The sequence below is a fragment of the Anaerosinus sp. genome (assembly GCF_965318445.1).
Window position 1 is genome coordinate 88,632 of record NZ_CBDNNH010000004.1, and the last position, 17,629, is coordinate 106,260.

The 17,629-nt window shown below is 35.0% G+C and carries 19 protein-coding genes and 1 other annotated feature; all 19 genes read right to left on the bottom strand.

The genetic code is table 11. The annotated features are described in order from the left end of the window. Positions 1 to 3: 3 nt before the first annotated feature. The gene (locus ACWZFG_RS03675) at positions 4 to 1,524 is read right to left on the bottom strand and encodes a YifB family Mg chelatase-like AAA ATPase (RefSeq protein ID WP_177503114.1); all 1,521 of its coding nucleotides are present in this window, start codon (positions 1,522 to 1,524) and stop codon (positions 4 to 6) included. A 12-nt stretch (positions 1,525 to 1,536) separates the two neighbouring features. Next, positions 1,537 to 2,100, bottom strand: coding sequence for a UbiX family flavin prenyltransferase (locus tag ACWZFG_RS03680; protein WP_147668383.1), 564 nt, complete (start codon positions 2,098 to 2,100; stop codon positions 1,537 to 1,539). Positions 2,101 to 2,112: 12 nt separating this feature from the next. Next, positions 2,113 to 2,472 carry a YraN family protein gene (locus ACWZFG_RS03685; RefSeq protein WP_177503116.1) on the bottom strand — a complete coding sequence of 120 codons (360 nt, stop codon included), beginning with the start codon at positions 2,470 to 2,472 and terminating at the stop codon, positions 2,113 to 2,115. 17 nt (positions 2,473 to 2,489) lie between these two features. Beyond that, complete coding sequence (locus ACWZFG_RS03690) at positions 2,490 to 2,777, bottom strand: EscU/YscU/HrcU family type III secretion system export apparatus switch protein (RefSeq protein ID WP_147668379.1); 288 nt, start codon at positions 2,775 to 2,777, stop codon at positions 2,490 to 2,492. Then, a complete protein-coding gene (locus ACWZFG_RS03695) occupies positions 2,770 to 4,515 on the bottom strand; it encodes a hypothetical protein (RefSeq protein WP_455577114.1) in 1,746 nt (581 codons plus the stop codon). Before ACWZFG_RS03695 ends, ACWZFG_RS03690 begins: the two co-directional genes overlap by 8 nt. Beyond that, on the bottom strand, positions 4,506 to 5,279 hold the full coding sequence (locus tag ACWZFG_RS03700; RefSeq protein ID WP_455577115.1) for a ribonuclease HII: 774 nt from the start codon (positions 5,277 to 5,279) through the stop codon (positions 4,506 to 4,508). The genes ACWZFG_RS03695 and ACWZFG_RS03700 overlap by 10 nt, the downstream gene beginning before the upstream one ends. A 111-nt stretch (positions 5,280 to 5,390) precedes the next feature. Continuing rightward, entirely contained in the window at positions 5,391 to 5,945 is a 555-nt protein-coding gene (pyrR, locus tag ACWZFG_RS03705; protein WP_418626992.1) for a bifunctional pyr operon transcriptional regulator/uracil phosphoribosyltransferase PyrR, read from the bottom strand. Between the two features lie 11 nt (positions 5,946 to 5,956). Continuing rightward, a complete protein-coding gene (locus tag ACWZFG_RS03710; protein WP_418626991.1) occupies positions 5,957 to 6,883 on the bottom strand; it encodes an RluA family pseudouridine synthase in 927 nt (308 codons plus the stop codon). Beyond that, positions 6,876 to 7,334, bottom strand: a complete 459-nt coding sequence (gene lspA / locus ACWZFG_RS03715) for a signal peptidase II (RefSeq protein ID WP_177503127.1) — start codon at positions 7,332 to 7,334, stop codon at positions 6,876 to 6,878. Before lspA ends, ACWZFG_RS03710 begins: the two co-directional genes overlap by 8 nt. A 114-nt stretch (positions 7,335 to 7,448) precedes the next feature. Further along, positions 7,449 to 8,162 (bottom strand): TVP38/TMEM64 family protein, encoded by a 714-nt coding sequence (locus ACWZFG_RS03720; protein ID WP_418626990.1) that lies wholly within the window; start codon positions 8,160 to 8,162, stop codon positions 7,449 to 7,451. Positions 8,163 to 8,192: 30 nt separating this feature from the next. Further along, positions 8,193 to 8,486, bottom strand: coding sequence for a DUF5665 domain-containing protein (locus ACWZFG_RS03725; protein ID WP_177503131.1), 294 nt, complete (start codon positions 8,484 to 8,486; stop codon positions 8,193 to 8,195). Positions 8,487 to 8,556: 70 nt separating this feature from the next. Next, entirely contained in the window at positions 8,557 to 11,352 is a 2,796-nt protein-coding gene (gene ileS, locus ACWZFG_RS03730; protein ID WP_418627107.1) for an isoleucine--tRNA ligase, read from the bottom strand. Positions 11,353 to 11,401: 49 nt separating this feature from the next. Further along, positions 11,402 to 11,619, bottom strand: a binding site (T-box leader). Positions 11,620 to 11,689: 70 nt separating this feature from the next. Further along, positions 11,690 to 12,145: a DivIVA domain-containing protein gene (locus tag ACWZFG_RS03735; RefSeq protein WP_177503135.1), complete on the bottom strand. Its 456-nt coding sequence runs from the start codon at positions 12,143 to 12,145 to the stop codon at positions 11,690 to 11,692. A 24-nt stretch (positions 12,146 to 12,169) separates the two neighbouring features. Next, positions 12,170 to 12,955 carry a YlmH family RNA-binding protein gene (locus tag ACWZFG_RS03740; protein ID WP_177503137.1) on the bottom strand — a complete coding sequence of 262 codons (786 nt, stop codon included), beginning with the start codon at positions 12,953 to 12,955 and terminating at the stop codon, positions 12,170 to 12,172. Further along, positions 12,948 to 13,763, bottom strand: a complete 816-nt coding sequence (gene proC / locus ACWZFG_RS03745) for a pyrroline-5-carboxylate reductase (protein WP_147668357.1) — start codon at positions 13,761 to 13,763, stop codon at positions 12,948 to 12,950. Before proC ends, ACWZFG_RS03740 begins: the two co-directional genes overlap by 8 nt. An 11-nt stretch (positions 13,764 to 13,774) precedes the next feature. Further along, positions 13,775 to 14,260, bottom strand: coding sequence for a cell division protein SepF (locus ACWZFG_RS03750; protein ID WP_147668355.1), 486 nt, complete (start codon positions 14,258 to 14,260; stop codon positions 13,775 to 13,777). Between the two features lie 13 nt (positions 14,261 to 14,273). After that, a complete protein-coding gene (locus ACWZFG_RS03755; RefSeq protein ID WP_455577116.1) occupies positions 14,274 to 14,981 on the bottom strand; it encodes a YggS family pyridoxal phosphate-dependent enzyme in 708 nt (235 codons plus the stop codon). Positions 14,982 to 15,043: 62 nt separating this feature from the next. Further along, complete coding sequence (gene pgeF, locus ACWZFG_RS03760) at positions 15,044 to 15,856, bottom strand: peptidoglycan editing factor PgeF (protein WP_177503141.1); 813 nt, start codon at positions 15,854 to 15,856, stop codon at positions 15,044 to 15,046. Between the two features lie 12 nt (positions 15,857 to 15,868). After that, the gene (locus ACWZFG_RS03765; protein ID WP_455577117.1) at positions 15,869 to 17,605 is read right to left on the bottom strand and encodes a TIGR03960 family B12-binding radical SAM protein; all 1,737 of its coding nucleotides are present in this window, start codon (positions 17,603 to 17,605) and stop codon (positions 15,869 to 15,871) included. Positions 17,606 to 17,629 lie beyond the last annotated feature (24 nt).

Genomic DNA, 17,629 nt, shown 5'->3' on the forward strand with positions numbered 1-17,629 from the left:
AAATTAAATTGTAGAGTAATTTCCACGCAGTTGAATTGCTTCTGCAATATGCTGCTCCACAATTTCTTCACAGTCCGCTAAATCCGCAATAGTCCTTGCAACTTTTATAATGCGATCATAACTTCGTGCAGATAAATTCATCCGCGTAAATGCCTGTTCTAATAAAATCTTTCCTTTCGAGTTTATTAAGCAAGTTTTCTTTAGGTGTCTATGACCCATCTGCGCATTACAAAAAAGGTGATAGTTTTCTAAACGTTTCTTTTGAATCGTACGGGCTTTCTCCACTCTTGCTCTAATAACTGACGAAGACTCTGCTACTTTTAAATCTGTGAACTCCAAATACTCTAATCTAGGAACATGAATATGAATATCTATTCTATCTAATAATGGGCCTGAAATCTTTCTAGTATAGCGTTTAATTTCCGCTGGTGTACAAATACATACTTGCTTTGTGTCACTTAGAAATCCGCACGGACAGGGATTCATCGCTGCAATAAGCATGATCTTTGATGGGTACGTAATAGATGCATTGGCTCTTGCAATTGCTACTTGTCCATCTTCTAAAGGCTGCCGTAACACCTCTAAAGCAACTTTGCTAAACTCCGGTAGCTCATCTAAGAAAAGTACACCATTATGACTTAATGTTACTTCTCCTGGCTTTGGTATACGTCCACCTCCAATCATACCTGCATCTGATATGGTATGATGAGGGCTACGAAATGGGCGGCTTCTTATTAAACCAGCGTTATCTTTTAATAAACCCGCAACACTATATATTTTTGTAACTTCTAGCGCCTCTTGACTTGACATTGTCGGCAAAATTGTACTTACTCGTTTCGCTAACATCGATTTACCACTACCTGGCGGTCCGACCATAAGTACATTATGCCCGCCAGCAGCTGCGATTTCTAGTGCTCTTTTTGCGGCAAATTGTCCCTGAACATCAGAAAAGTCATCTGATAATGAATCAACAATCGCCGTAGTACTGTTCTTATTGCAAGGCTTTAAATTTTCATCACCATTAATATAACGAATAAGCTCTGATAAGTACTGTGGTGCATATACCGTTAATCCTTCTACCAACAGAGCTTCATTCGAATTTTCTGGAGATACAACAAGCTTTTGAATTCCTTGCTTTTGACAATGAATTGCCATTGGCAAAAGACCTGCAATCCCTCGTAATTTTCCATCAAGTGATAACTCACCGGCAAACATTGTATCTGCAATCGAATCTTGAGAGATAAATCCAGCCGCGACTAATAAACCTATAGCAATCGGTAGGTCAAGGCCAGAACTATCTTTTCGAATATCTGCTGGAGCTAAATTAATCGTAGTTTTTCTTGCTGGCAGTCTAAATCCAGAATTTTTAATTGCAGCCCGAACCCGTTCTCTTGATTCTCTTACCGCAGCATCCGCTAAGCCAACAATATCAAAACTCGGCAAACCATTTCCCATATCAACTTCAACATTAATTAATATGCCATTTACTCCAAGTGTTGTAGAACCTAAAGTTTGTGCAAACATCTATGTACCTCCCTATCGACCATTCCCCTCCCAACGCTTAAATAAATCGTGTTCAACAGATATTAAATCGCATATTTTTCCGACAAGCATATCAACTAAATCTTCTATTGTATCTGGTTTATGATAAAAAGCTGGACACGCTGGGAGAATTTTAACGCCTAGCTTTGCTAGTTTTAACATATTTTCTAAATGAATCGCATTTATCGGTGTTTCTCTAGGTACGATAATTAAAGATCGTCCTTCTTTTAATGTAACATCAGCAGCACGAGTTAACAAATTATCGGAAATACCATTTGCTATACAGGCCAACGTTTTCATAGAGCAAGGAACAACAATCATTGCATCATTTTTAAATGAACCACTTGCGATACTCGCCCCTATATTATTTACTTCATGTAACACATCTACTTTTTGACGCAGTACTTCTCTTGTAATATTCATTTCATAGTCAAGCACCTCCCAACCACTGTTACTAACAACTGCATGAACTTCACAACGCTGCTTTCTTAATACATCTATTAATTTTAATGCATATACAGATCCACTTGCACCTGTAATTCCTATTATTATACGCATATTTACTCCTATCTAAATTTCAAACCCATTGATAATATGATTTACATCCCATGAATGATTATTTTTCCATACCACCTCAATAATATCAAAGCTAAAATGATAATTTTCCTCTTCTATCGTAGAGATATATACTTGTGCCACTTGGATAATTTTACGTTGCTTTTTCCAATTCACAGCTTGTGATGGTACGCCATAATTTAAACTTTTTCTTGTTTTTACTTCAACAAATGTGATAAGCGATCCCTTTTTCACGATAAGATCAATTTCCCCAAGCTTTATTTTATAATTACATTTTAATATCTTATAATTTTTCGCTAATAAATAATCTGCTGCAATTTTTTCCCCTTGGATTCCAAACTCACGATTATTCATTTTTAAACCTTCTTTAGCTAAAAAAGTTTAGGCTTCGCTTTTTGATCCATTCGATATACATAAGCTAAAACTTCAGCAATCGCTTTATATAATTCAGGGGGAATTTCCCTATCTAAATCAACTGCCATCAGCATAGCTGACAACGTTTTATTTTGATAAATCGGAACTGCATTTTGCTTTGCCGCTTGAATAATATTTTCCGCGACATACCCTTTCCCTTTTGCTACAACTTTTGGTGCAGTAAATTTTTCTTCATCATAGCTTAACGCAATCGCTTGCTTCCCACTAATATTTTCTTTATCCATATTGTTTTTCACCTATTTCATTTACTTTTACATCTGTTAAGGTAAATGGTAATTTTTTAAAGGCAGTCTCCAGCTCAGGGATAAATTCACTAAAAGAATTTACACTTTCTTCATTTGAAAACGCTAAACGGAGATTTAGCTTATCACCTTCATATAAACGAAAGATTACTTCTACTGCACCAATATTTTCTGTAATTAAACATATTCTTAACCATGTTTCAGCTTCTTGTTTTTTATTGTTCTTTTCTTCAGCCTCCTGATGATAAATGTGAATATAGGCAGGATATTGATGTTCATTATCGCCAAGATAGATAGGTGACATAAATGACATAGATTTTTGATTGCCACTTACCTCTACCTCAGATTCTAAAGCCTTTTTTAACCCATTACAAAAGTCCAAGATATTTTTACCTGCATTTTGCAATTTATTTTGATTTAAATCTAAGAGTTTTGTCAAATTCGTAAGTTGGACAAACGCCCAAAGCTTTGGCAACTCCGGCAAATTTTCTTTCACCGCCGCTTGCCGGATTGAAAACGGAATGTTTTCTTCAGCCATAGTTAATAATGTTTTAAGAGTGGCAACATCTTTTTCTGATAACACACTTTGTTTATCATTGATAAAATTCTTTAGTAAAGTTACATCTTCTTCCGACAGCTCTTTGTTACTATTCAACAATTGCATTGATAAATTTTTCAATAGCGCCTGTATATCCTTGCTATTTATCTGATTTGCCAAATTAGAATTTACAGCATTCGCATTTTGAGAATTTTTCTGTCCAATTTCTAAGTTTTCATTTATATTTTGCTTTCCAAGTTGCTCTGTATTCTTCGTCCCTTTTGCCAATCCTTCGCCCAGATTCTTTTCAGTTAGAACTTGTCCTTTAGCTGAATTTGCTAAATTCTCTTGTTTTACATTCGGTGTATCTTTGGAAGAATTCGTTACAGTTTCATTTGCATTTTTCTTTGCATCAAGAACTTCACTATTATTTTTCTCTTTCACTTCATTTTTAGATAAATCTTTATCCTGCGCCTGTCCTTGCTTAGTCGGATCCTGCTCATTCGCAATAGATTTTTCTGCAACTTCTGCTCCAGAATTCTCACTTTTAGCTGAAGGAATAAAAAACTTAATCAGCTGTTGTAAAATATCCGTCTCTGGTGATTTTTGTATTGGCGCTTGAACAAGCGAAAAATTATTCAGCAATAATAACTGTATTTCTTGGGGAAGCTGATTAAACTCTTTTCCTTCTAACAATTGCAAAGCAATTTTATTTAAATTCGTTGCATTAATCTCTATCCCATTTTCTTTTCCATTCAAATTTAAATTTGCGAACAATGTTTTAAAGATTTCAGGAAGTTTCTCTATTGAACTTTGTGTAAACTCAACCCCTAATTGTTCAAGAAATTTCGCTAAAATAGTTAACTGCTCCAAACAAACTTTCTGACTTTGAATTGTATCTGATAAGCCTTGGCTTACAGAGGATTCTAAGGAAAAAGAGCTTTGCAATATTTCATTCATCATTTTTTGTAACGCTGGAGGAAGTTCTTGCTTTACGTCCATCTTATCTAAAATAGTCTTCGTTAATACATTTAATGTGCTTTGTACGGAGTTTTCGATATTGACTTCGGTTTTCGGTTGAAATGACGAAGCACTGCTAACATTGGGCTTACTCTGCGTACTAGACACTTGACTTGGACGGGCAACGCCGCTCACATTTGTATTTACATTATTCATCGACATTGATTGCTCACCTCCAAAGATTTAATTGGTTCAAAGGTTCTGCGATGAAATTCGCACGCTCCATAAGTTTGAATCGCTTGGATATGCTCTGCTGTACCATACCCTTTATTTTTAGCAAAACCATACATCGGATATTTTTTGTCAATTTGATCCATCAGTCTATCTCGTTCAACTTTTGCTACAATAGAAGCTGCTGCAATTGATGCACTTAATGCATCCCCTTTAATAATTGAGATGGATGGAACAGCTAATTTATCCAACTTAACTGCATCAATTAATACAGCCTCCACCTGTGGCTGTAATTCATCTATGACCTGATACATCCCCTGAATTGTCGCCTGATAAATATTGATTTCATCAATAACCTTTTCAGAAATAACCGCTCTTTTTATCTTGATTGCATGATCTAAAATAAACTGATAAATAGTTTCCCGTCTATTTTGTGAAAGTTTTTTAGAATCATTAATATAGGGAATATGTATTCCTAACGGCAATATCACCGAAGCAACGACGACGGGACCGGCCAATGGCCCTCGCCCAGCTTCATCAACGCCAGCGATAAAATTTATTCCTTTTTTCTTTAATTGAAACTCATAATGATATAACGTTTGTACACGGGCCTTTTCCAACTGCAATTTATCCCACTTTTTAATCAGTTTACTTATTGTACTACGAGGATCATTACGCAGTTCATCTATTTGATCACTTGTAAGTTTATCTAAGTTTATTAATTCAGCTAATTGAGCTGACGTTATTTTCTCCATTTTCCTACTAATCTCCAAAAATATTTTTAACATTTAATATTCGGTTAATAATAATAAATCCCTTTATCAATCAATAGAAAAGAACTGTCGACATTCATCGACAGTTCTTTTCTATGCTTCTTTTAATTCACTAAGTATCACTTGATCTATTTCATCTACATCAGCAATCTGTACACTAATAATTTCCTTGCTTGCCGTAGGAACATTTTTCCCTACATAATCAGCTCTGATCGGCAGCTCCCTATGTCCGCGATCAACTAATACCGCCAATTGAATAATACGCGGCCTTCCCATATCGATCAATGCATCTAATGCTGAGCGAACAGTTCTCCCTGTATATAAGACATCATCAACTAAAATAATAATTTTTCCTGTGATATCAACAGGAATTTCTGTTTGGTGAACGACCGGTTGATAAGCTAAAGTAGATAAATCATCACGATATAATGTAATATCGAGCGTTCCCACCGGAACTTTTACCCCTTCAATCTTTTCTATTTCTTTCGCAATTCTCTCCGCAATCGGAACACCACGCGTTCTAATGCCAACAAGAATAATATCTTGTATCCCTTTATTTTTTTCATTGATTTCATGTGAAATACGCGTTAGTGCACGTTTGATTGCTTGGCTATCCATAAGCACAGTTTTTTCAATAATATTTTTCATATAAACTCCTCCTATCGCTTCATCTTCAACCTTAAAACTTTTAGAATCTTTTCCATATCCTCCGGCAATGGAGCAGAAAAAAACTTTTCTTCCTCTGTAATTGGATGAATAAACTCCAAAGTAGCAGAATGAAGTGCTTGTCCTTCAATTTTAAACGGTGACTTTAACGTACCGTATTTAGGATCTCCTAAAACCGGATGCCCGATATAAGTCATATGTACTCTAATCTGATGTGTTCTTCCAGTTAAAAGGCTACATTCCACTAATGTATATTCAACAAAACGTTCAAGCACTCTAAATTTAGTTATCGCATCTTTGCCACCTTCAAAAACAATCGACATCTTTTTCCGATCCGTGACATGACGACCAATTGCCCCTTCAATAACGCCCTCATCTTCTTTAATATTTCCATGTACAATCGTTAAATATTTTCTTTGTGCTGTCTTAGCTTTTATTTGGGCGGCTAAATTCAAGTGTGCAATGTCGCTTTTTGCAGCAACCATAACACCTGATGTATCTTTATCGAGTCGATGAACGATTCCCGGTCTAATTTCACCATTAATTCCAGATAAATCATCACAATGAAATAGAAGCGCATTAACTAAAGTACCCGTATAATTTCCAACTGCAGGATGTACAACCATACCTCTTTTTTTATTTATTACAATCAAATGCTCATCCTCATATAAAATGTCTAATGGGATATCTTCAGGTACAATTTCTACTGGTTTAGGCTCCTCTATTGTAACATCTATTTTATCTGATAATTTAAGCTTATAATTTGATTTCACAACTCTGTCATTCACAAAAATTTGGTTTTGTTCAATTTTTTTCTGAATATGCGAACGCGATAAATTTTTTATATGATCTACTAAGTAAAGATCCAATCTTTGATTTACATCATTTTCTGTAATCATAAAGGTAAATTGATTACTCATTTTTTTCTCCCTTCATCTTACAATCTGCATAAAACATTGCAATAATAATCATACCTACGCCAACAACAATAAAAATATCTGCAATATTAAAAATAGGCCAAATTTTAAAGTCAAAAAAATCTACAACTAATCCAGTCCTTATCCTATCTATCAAATTCCCTACAGCTCCGCCAAAAAGCATTCCCACACCAAGTCTAAGCATTTTAGATTTTTGAGGGATGCGCGGATATATATATCCTGTCATTAAAATCATAATTGTAGCAATTAAAATAAAAAACAGTCGCTGATTTTCTAATATTCCAAAAGCCGCTCCTGGATTTAATATATAGGTAATATGGAATATCCCTTCTATCACAGGAATAGAATCTCCTAATTCCATACTATTTTCAATAAGAAATTTACTAATTTGATCTAACAAAATTATCCCAATAGCTAAAAAATATATCGGCACACGCGTTCTCCTAACACAAATTTTTTCATTCTTACATTGCTTTATTATATCATCTTGCTTAATTTATTAAAACTTACTACTTAAATCAATTCTGCGTCTTCTAAAAACAACCCTTTATTTAATTATCGAAAAAGATTTTAGCCATCTACAAAAAGAAAATTCAGTAATCCTTTTTCTTTGAAAATATAAAATAAGCCCACAAACAATAAGAAGTAAAGTAACAAATATACTGAATTGGGGGGAGCAGAAAACATTCTCACCTATGATTGAATAAATTAAAATTCCTGGAATTTGTCCAATTCCAGTCACAATAATAAAATAAAAAATTTGCATTTTGGATAGCCCGCAACTATAACTAACCACTTTAAAAGGTACAATGGGAATAATACGTGCTGCTAGAACACCAAATAAACCATTTTCCCGGATATAATCATTAAATATTGTCAAGTAATGTTCGGGAACAATCCTTTCTATGATAACTTTCCCATAAAATCTTGACAATAAAAAATCTATAATCGCACCTAATAATGCCCCAATCCAGGAATATAAAGCCCCTAATTGCCAACCAAATAACCAAGAATTTGCCAAAGTAATAATCATTCCTGGAATAAAAGGAAACAATGACTGAAAAATCATAATAAGAATGCTCATGATAGGCATCCATATTCCATATGAAATTAAAAAGTTCTTCATTTCTTCAATATTCGCACTTCGCAATATTTCTAATACATCTTTGCAAAATTTCTGTAATTCCGGAACTAAATAATACAAAAAGAATATCCCAATGATGGATAAAAATCGTATTGTTAAGCCTTCTTTATTCTTCACAGTATCTCCTCTTTAAGTTAATTAAACCTATTACAAGTTACCTTGTTTTGCTTCAATGATATGAAGGATTTGGACAATAAAATCTCCAATAACAGGTAAATTCAATACAATCAACCGACTTAACAAATCAATAAGAATTGCAAAAACAATTGTAGCACCTACAGCTATTCCTAATCCTTTAGAGATCCCAGCCAAAAAATTCAAATAAATGATTTTAGATGGTTTTTGTAATAAATCAATATACTCAGCAATTCTCATAGACTCTAATCGATCAGCTAACTTATCTATTTGTTTATCCAACTTATTCATACGCTCATTTTCCATGACAAAACCTCCATTTATAGCATTGCCATTTAATATAAGAAAAAACGGGCTAAGCCCGTTTTTTCTTATATTAAAGTTGTTTTACAACTTCAGCACAACGTTTGCATAAAGTTGGATGTTCAGTATCAGCGCCTACTGAATCATCATAAATCCAGCATCGTTCACATTTATCACCTTCGGCTAATGTTACCTCAACGGCAATTTCTTTTTCTGGATTTTTATATACGCTTTCTCCTAAAGCTTTATCAGTACCTTCAATAACATTTACTTGAGAAACAATCAAAATTGAAGGTAAAGCTTCCTTGATATTCATTAATTCACTATATGTTACTCCATCTGCATAAATGTTTAATTTAGCATCTAACGGATGTCCAATCACTTTATTGCGGCGAGCAATCTCTAATGCTTTTGTTAATTCACCACGCATAGCTAAAACATTACTCCATTTTTGTTCTAACTCGGCATTCAAATATTCAGTCTGTGCTTTTGGCCATGATGCAAGCTGTACGCTGTCAGGCATCCCGGTTTCTTTTTGCATATACTTCCACACCTCTTCAGAGGTAAAGGTAAGAATCGGCGAAATCATTTTGACTAATGTTTTTAAAATTTCATACATCGTCGTTTGAGCTGCACGTCTTTCCAGAGAATTTGGCAAAGATGTATATAAGCGATCCTTTAAAATATCCAAATAAATCGAACTTAAATCCACTGTACAGAAATTATGAATCGTATGATAAACCACATGGAATTCATAATTTTCATATGCCTCAGTAACCGTCTCGCGAACTTGTTCCAAACGTAATAGCGCCCATTTATCCAGATCTTTTAATTCAGCATAAGCTACTTTATCTTTGTTAGGATCAAACCCATTTGTATTGCCAAGAATATAACGGAACGTATTACGAATTTTCCGATAAACTTCTGACATTTGTTTTAAAATATCTTGCGACAAACGAATATCTGCTTGATAATCGGCTGATGCAACCCATAAACGTAGAATATCCGCACCAAATTTACTAATAATGTCTTTTGGAGCCACGACATTTCCAATAGATTTAGACATTTTACGACCATCACCATCAACGACAAAGCCATGGGTCAGTACAGCTTTATATGGTGCTTTACCACGCGTTGCAACTGATGTTAATAGGGAAGATTGGAACCAACCACGATGTTGGTCACTGCCTTCGAGATATAAATCGGCCGGCCAAGCCAAACCTTCGCGCTGTTCTAATACAGAAGCATGACTTGAACCGCTATCAAACCACACATCCATAATATCGCTTTCTTTACGGAAATGGTTATGACCACATTTCGGACAAACAAAGCCCTCTGGTAAAATTTCTTCTGCAGTTTTCGCCCACCATGCATTAGATCCTTCTTTTTTAAATAAGTCTTTTATTGCATGAATTGTATCATCATTAATAATATGTTCATTACATTTTTTGCAATACATAATTGGAATCGGCATCCCCCAAACACGTTGACGTGAAATGCACCAATCATGACGATCTGCCACCATATTATGAATTCGATTTTCACCCCAGGCAGGAATCCATTTTACATCTTCAATTGCTTTTAAAGCCGCGTCCCTAAACCCATCAACAGAGGCAAACCATTGTTCAGTAGCACGATAAATGATTGGATTTTTACAACGCCAACAATGTGCATATTGGTGACGAATGGAACCATTGCCAAGTAATTTTCCCGATGCAGCTAAATCCTTAATAATTGGTACATTTGCATCATGAACAAGCATACCTTCATATTTCCCAGCCTCACTTGTAAATTTACCACTAGCATCTACAGGGCTGATAATCGGTAATTTACATCTCATTCCCGTTTCAAAGTCATCTTGCCCATGTCCCGGTGCTGTATGAACACATCCGCTACCTTGTTCTAATGTTACATAGTCGGCAGTTACAACCGGAGATTGTCTGTCAATGAATGGATGAGCAAACACCATTCCGGCTAAATCTGCACCTTTTATCTTCGCTAAAACCTTATATTCATCTTCAATTTTGCACTGTTTCATTACACTTTCAATTAGACCAGAAGCCATTAAATAAACTTCTTCGTTTACTTGCACCCAAGAATATTCAAATTCTGGACTAACTGCAATTGCAACATTGGCAGGTAACGTCCAAGGTGTCGTTGTCCAAATAACAGCATAAACCTTACTTGCATCCACGCCACTCGGTAAATTATTCTTCGCATCAATTAAAGGGAATTTTACAAAAATTGCATGAGATTTTTTCTCTGCATATTCAATTTCAGCCTCTGCTAAAGCCGTTTCACAAGAGGTACACCAATAAACAGTTTTAAGCCCTTTATAAATATGGCCTTTTTTCGCCATTTCACCAAATACTTCAATTTGCTTTGCTTCGTATTCTGGTTGCAAAGTCACATAAGGATGGTCCCAATCGGCCTGAACTCCTAAGCGTTTGAAATCCTCTCTTTGAATATCAACATATTTTAACGCATAATCTTTACACTCTTTGCGTAAAGCTAGTGCATCTAATTCATGTCGATTTAACCCTAAGATTTTTATTGCTGCGTGTTCAATTGGCAATCCATGTGTATCCCAGCCTGGAACATACGGGGTATCAAAGCCCTGCAATGATTTATACTTCATAATAATATCTTTTAATACTTTATTTAAAGCATGTCCCATATGAATATTTCCATTCGCATATGGAGGCCCATCATGTAAAATAAATTGTGGCTTGCCTGATGCTTGCTGACGTCGTTTTTGATAAATATTTATTTCTTCCCAATGTTTTAACATTTCCGGTTCTCTTTGTGGCAAATTACCGCGCATCGGAAATTCAGTATCTGGTAAATTTAAAGTTTTACTATAATCCAAAATATTTCCCTCCAAAAGTAAGTAAAATAAAAAAACCTCTCCATCCCCAAAAAGGGACGAGAGGTTATTCCCGTGGTACCACCCTAATGACTTATCTCATAAAAAGCCACTTTTGACGTTATAACGTTCGTCATTCGGCGCAATCTACTTTACGTTCAATCCGCAGTTCAAGAGTGATCTTCATTAACAACTTCTATCGAGCTCCCACCATTTCCCGACTCGCTGAAAAAAATGATTGCTAATTACTCTCTCTATCATAACTATTTAACATATAATGAACAACTAACTACGAGATATTATACAAAATTAATATCTCGTAGTCAAATTCTTTATTAAATTATTCTTCCTCTGCCTCATCAGAATCTTTTAATAGCTCTAATTGAGTCAAAACCAATGTACGCATTCTTGTTCGATAAAGCTGTGATCTCTGGTTTATTTCTTCATATTCAGTCATTTTTTCTTTTACTTTTAGATTTGCTTCATCAAGCAAACGCTGTCCTGTAGCCTTTGCTTCTTTTATAATGAGCTCTGCTTCTTTTTTCGCATTTAATTTCACTTCTTCTGCAGTTTCCTGAGCTACAACTAAAGTATTATGTAAAGTATTTTCCAAATGCTGAAAATGTTCAACTTTAGTTTTAAGTTTATCAATAGAATCCTTTAAGTCAACATTTTCACGATATAGTTGCTCATAATCTTTAACAACCCTATCTAAAAACTCATCAATCTCATCTTCATTATAACCGCGAAAACTTCTTTTGAATTCTTTATTATGAATATCTAATGGTGTAAGCATGCATACTCCTCCTCAAATATCACTTTATATGTATCTTTTTAATACAATACTAATTCTACCTTTTTTAGTTTGTCCACGGATTTCCTCTACTTCAACTCTGCCTCGCCCACGCATTGAGATAATATCCCCAACTTTTATTGTCTGTGAAGCGCCTTTGATTGATTGCCAATTTAGTTTTACTTTTTCTGTTGCAATATCCGCAACAATTTTACTACGTGATGAACTAAAACCTGCTGCAGCAACTGAATCAAGTCGAAGCGATGCTACAGTTGCCCTAATCTCTTTACACCGCTCTTCTTTAGGTTCAATTTCACTTAAATCACATTCTTCTACACTAATACTTGCCGCTCCAATTTGAATAAAATTCTGCATAACATATTCATAAATGGTGCTATCTAATAATATTTTGCAATGATCACTTTTCACTAATAGATCACCAAGGACATTTCTTTCGATACCAAGGCCAATTAAAGAGCCGAGGATATCCCTATGCGAAATATGATAATACTTATCATTCCAAGTCGCTTTGATTACCTTTATCGCAAAATCCTCATTGCCAAGAAAATCTTTATGTTTAAAGGAAACCCGCTGCCGCTCAGCTCCATAGTACCCCCCAGAACTATTAATTTCTATATTATCGTAAGACGCGGCAATCGTCTCAGCAATTGTATAGCCATACGGGTCTAAAAATTCACTCACCTTATACTTGCGATTTTTAGACACAAGCTCTGCAATATCAAGTAATCTAGCCGCAATTTCCGCTCCTTCAGTTCCACGATAATATCTCAATATTTTTTCACGATCAGCCATTCTTTTTCCCCATTGATTTAGATTTATTCGTTGCAGATTCAACCGCATCAATTAAAGCACTTCTTACAGCACTTTTTTCTAATTCGTAAATTCCTGCAATAGTTGTTCCTCCTGGAGAAGTGACCATATCACGAAGCTCAGCCGGATGTTTGCCTGTCTCCAAAACCATTTTCGCTGCCCCCAACATCGTTTGAGCAGCAAGTGTAATTGATACATCTCGAGTTAATCCCATCTTTACTCCAGCATCAGCTAAAGCATCAATAATAACAAAAGCATATCCCGGACCACTACCTGACAATCCCGTTACTGCGTCCATGGCACTCTCACTTAAAACAACTGCCTTACCAACTGAATCAAAGATTTCTAATGCAATTTTTTTATCGTCTTCTGTCGCATATTGTCCCATTGCAATTGCCGCCATTCCTTCTCCTACTGCTACTGGCGTATTAGGCATGACGCGAATTACGGGTTGTTCTGAAAAATATCTTTGTAAGGATTCTAAAGTCAATCCAGCAACAACAGAGATAATTAAGGTGTCCTTTTTTACACTTTTATAAATAGACTTTAAAATACCATGAACAACTTGTGGCTTCACTGTTAAAAATAAAACATCTACACTACTTCCAACAATATTTCCTTCACCTTGAGCTTCAATATTATATGTAGTTTGTAAATATGCTCGACGTGATTCAATAATCTCAGCTACATTAATATTTCTTGCAGGAACTAATCCTGCTTTGATTATCCCACTTAAAATAGCTTCAGCAATTGCCCCGCCACCAATAAATCCAATCTTTAAATTATCCAAATTGCTTCCTCCTATTTATTTAACCAAGGCATAACTAACTCAGATTCTTCTTCATTCTTAGGGGTATAAGCTACATCAACATTACTTGGAGTACATAAAAAGATATTGTTTCCAACCTTTTTAATCGTTCCTGCTAACGCATAAACTGTTCCACTAATAAAGTCAATCATACGCCTAGCTACTTCTTGATCTGTATTCTCAAAATTAACCACAACCGGTTTATGGTTTTTTAAATGATCTGCAATATGTTGTGCATCATCAAAGGAAAACGGCTCTACTACAATTACTTTTACCGATGGTTTCACCGCAGTGATATTAGCTTTTGGCATATTGATTACATTGCTAAAGGAAGTTGCGGTTGAACTAGTTCCTGCTGCCTTTTTGGATTTCGTCTCATTGACATTTTCAGTAGGTAATGGAGATTCCTTAAATTCCTCATCAGTATCCACCGTATCCATAAGACCTAATTTTCCACACACTTTATCTAAAAAACTCATTTTTTCCCCTCCATCAATATTGCCGTTGGCCAAAAATCCCCGTGCCAACTCTAATTAAATTTGCACCTTCTTCTATAGCTACCATATAATCATTGGTCATTCCCATAGATAACCAGTCCATAGAAACATTTTTAAAACGCTTCAGCTTCAAATTACAAAAAATCTGGAACAATTCTCTAAATATTGGTCTGGCATCTTCAACATTGTTATAGTGTGGCGCAATTGTCATTAAACCGCATAAATGAATATGATCATATTGTCCAACAGAATCTAAAAATGGTTCTATTTCTTTTGTAGAAATACCAAATTTATTTTTTTCCTCTGAGACATTTACCTGAAGTAATACCTTTTGTATCTTATTTATTTTGTTAGCGACACGGTTAACTTCAGCCATTAACCTTTCACTATCAATCGAATGAATTAAATCAAATAAATCCACTGCATACTTTGCTTTGTTTGTCTGTAGATGTCCAATTAAGTGCCATTCTACTGAACGATTTAATGTTTCAACCTTTTGCATTGCTTCTTGAATGCGATTTTCTCCCACAAATTTTACTCCATGGTCTATCGCTTCGCGCATTGCATTTACGTCATGATTTTTTGTTACTGCAATTAATTTTACATTTTCATCAAAATAGCGATTTCTATTTCCTTTCGCTATTTCTATATTTCGCATAACCTGGGTTAATTTTTCTGCAATCAACGATAACCCCTCCATCATATGGATAATTCGAGAAGAAATATAAATATCCTCTACTAAAATATCATCAAAACAAATATTTGTTAACTTTTTAATTGAATTATCGCTGCAATTCGTCCTGTTTTTCCTTCATCAGCACGATAGGAAAAAAATACATCTGAATTGCATTTTGTACAAACATTGCTACAAATTATATTTTTATCAAGAACACCAATATTCTTTAGCTGAAGCCTATTTGCTTCCCATAGATTAATTTTCCATTTTTCTTTTGAAGTTTGCTTGTAAGTAAGCGAAGGAAACGCCTGCTTAAATTGTGTATACACAGGTTCATCTACTTCAAAACAGCATGGGCCTATAGATGGTCCAATTCCAATTAAACAATCTTCTGGCCTTGAATTAAATGAACTTTCCATAGCTTGTACAGTTTTTTGAGCAATTCTGTGTACAGTTCCTTTCCAACCAGCATGACAAATTCCAATTGCTTTTTTTATTGGATCAAAAATTAAGATGGGAACGCAGTCTGCAAAAAACATCATCAATGGTAAATCGGGTACATTGGTAATCAGTCCATCTGTATTTTCAATTGCCTCCTCATAATCGAAGGCCCCCCGCCCCAAGTAAGATTCATCGACGCAAAGAACATTCGTTCCGTGAACCTGTTGCGCAGTTACTATTTTTTTTGCATCGATTCCTAATCCTAAGCAAAAAGCCTCGCGATTTTGCCATACATCTTTCGAATTGTCACCATTATGCAAAGCTAAATTCAAAGAGGAAAATTCAGCCTTACTAACACCATGAAATCGTGTAGATATTGCTTGGGTAACTAAGTTAGAATTAAAGTGATTAAAAAATCCATACCATAGATTATTTTTGCATTTTATATAAAAACGACACATCTTGTCACATCCTTATTCACTGTGTTTACAAACTCCACATCGATTACAGCCATCAAAACATTTTATTGTTTTTTTCTGTTCGGCAGCTTTTAGCAATTCATCATAAAGATATTGCTTCGTAAACCCCATATCTAAAGTTTCCCATGGAAATACTTCATCTTTATCTCTGGTTCGATATAAGTAAAAAGAATCCTCTAAGCCATTTTGTTCCAGGGAAACTTTTAGTTTTTTACTTCCACCTAGTTGATAAGCGTCATAAATAGCCTTTCCAACCCTTCGGTCTCCGCGCGCGAGTATTCCTTGCACATAAGCTTCTTTAGGAGATTCCATAATAATTTCGATTCCTTTAATTCCCTTTAACGATTGCTTTATCTGCTTTAACTTATAATCGATATTTTTTAAATCGTCCATTGGCAACCATTGAAATGGGGTAAAAGGTTTAGGAATAAAAGGATTTATACTCAAAGTAATCGTTCCTCGGCAGTTTAACTTTTCTCTATAGTCTTTTATCTTCTTTGCCATTTTAATAATTTCTTCAATATCGTCATCTGTTTCAAATGGCAAACCAATCATAATGTAGAGCTTTAAATTTTTTATTCCCGCGTTGACTGCGATATTTATTGCCCGAAATAAATCCTCTTCATTAATCCCTTTATTTATTACATTTCGTAATTTTTCACTTCCAGCCTCAGGCGCTAAAGTAATTGTCTTCAATCCACTTTTAGCTAAAGAATCGGCTAAATCATTCGTAAAAGAATCAGCCCTTAATGACGCAACCGACATACTCATGTCAAGTCCCAATATATCTTTACATAATGCATCAACTTCAGGATAATCTGAAATGGCAGCTCCCATCAATCCGACTTTTTTCCCAACTTTTTTTATTTCTTCTAAATTTACTTTTAGCTTTTCTAATGAACGCGTCCTAGGCTTTCTAAAACAATATCCCGCCATACAAAATCGACAATGTCTGCCACAACCACGAGCTATTTCTAGTAAACATAACCCACCAAATTCAGTTTTATCCGTAAAAATGACACTCTGCGCATCAAAATCATCTAAATTTTCTACCCATTGACGAGTTACTTTCTCTGGTACACTTGTAAGATGTATAACAGTTAATTGATTATTTTCATTAAGCTGGTGCCGATAAAATTTAGGAATATAAACACCTGGAATCTTCGTAAAGGAAAGCAAGACTTCATCTCTTGATAACCCTTGATCAATTGCTGAAAAATATACATCCATAAGCTCTTGAACGGTATTTTCTCCCTCACCAATAACAAAAACATCAATAAAATCACTTAATGGTTCTGGATTAAAAGTTGCGCAAGGTCCCCCTGCGATAACAATCGGATCCATGTCGCTTCTATCTTTTGCAAATATTTTCACTTTTCCCATATCCAATATCTTGACGATATTAAAATAATCCATTTCAAAGGATATACTAATCCCGATGAGCGGAAATTTGTGCAATGGCATCTGCGTCTCTAAGCTTAGCAAAGGAGTATTCGTTTTGATAAACTCTGCTTCAAATTTTTTCTCCGGCAAAAAGAAGCGTTCACATGCAATATCTTTGCGCTCATTTAATAACTTATATAAAATATGAATCCCCAAATTCGACATACCTACATGATATGAATTGGGATATACTAATGCAAATGGTGTTCTTTGACCTGCCGGAAAAGTAATATATCCTTCTTCCTGGTCTAATATTTTATTTAGGGCTTCTTTTATTACCCACGACATATAAAACTCCTCCAAATCTTAAAT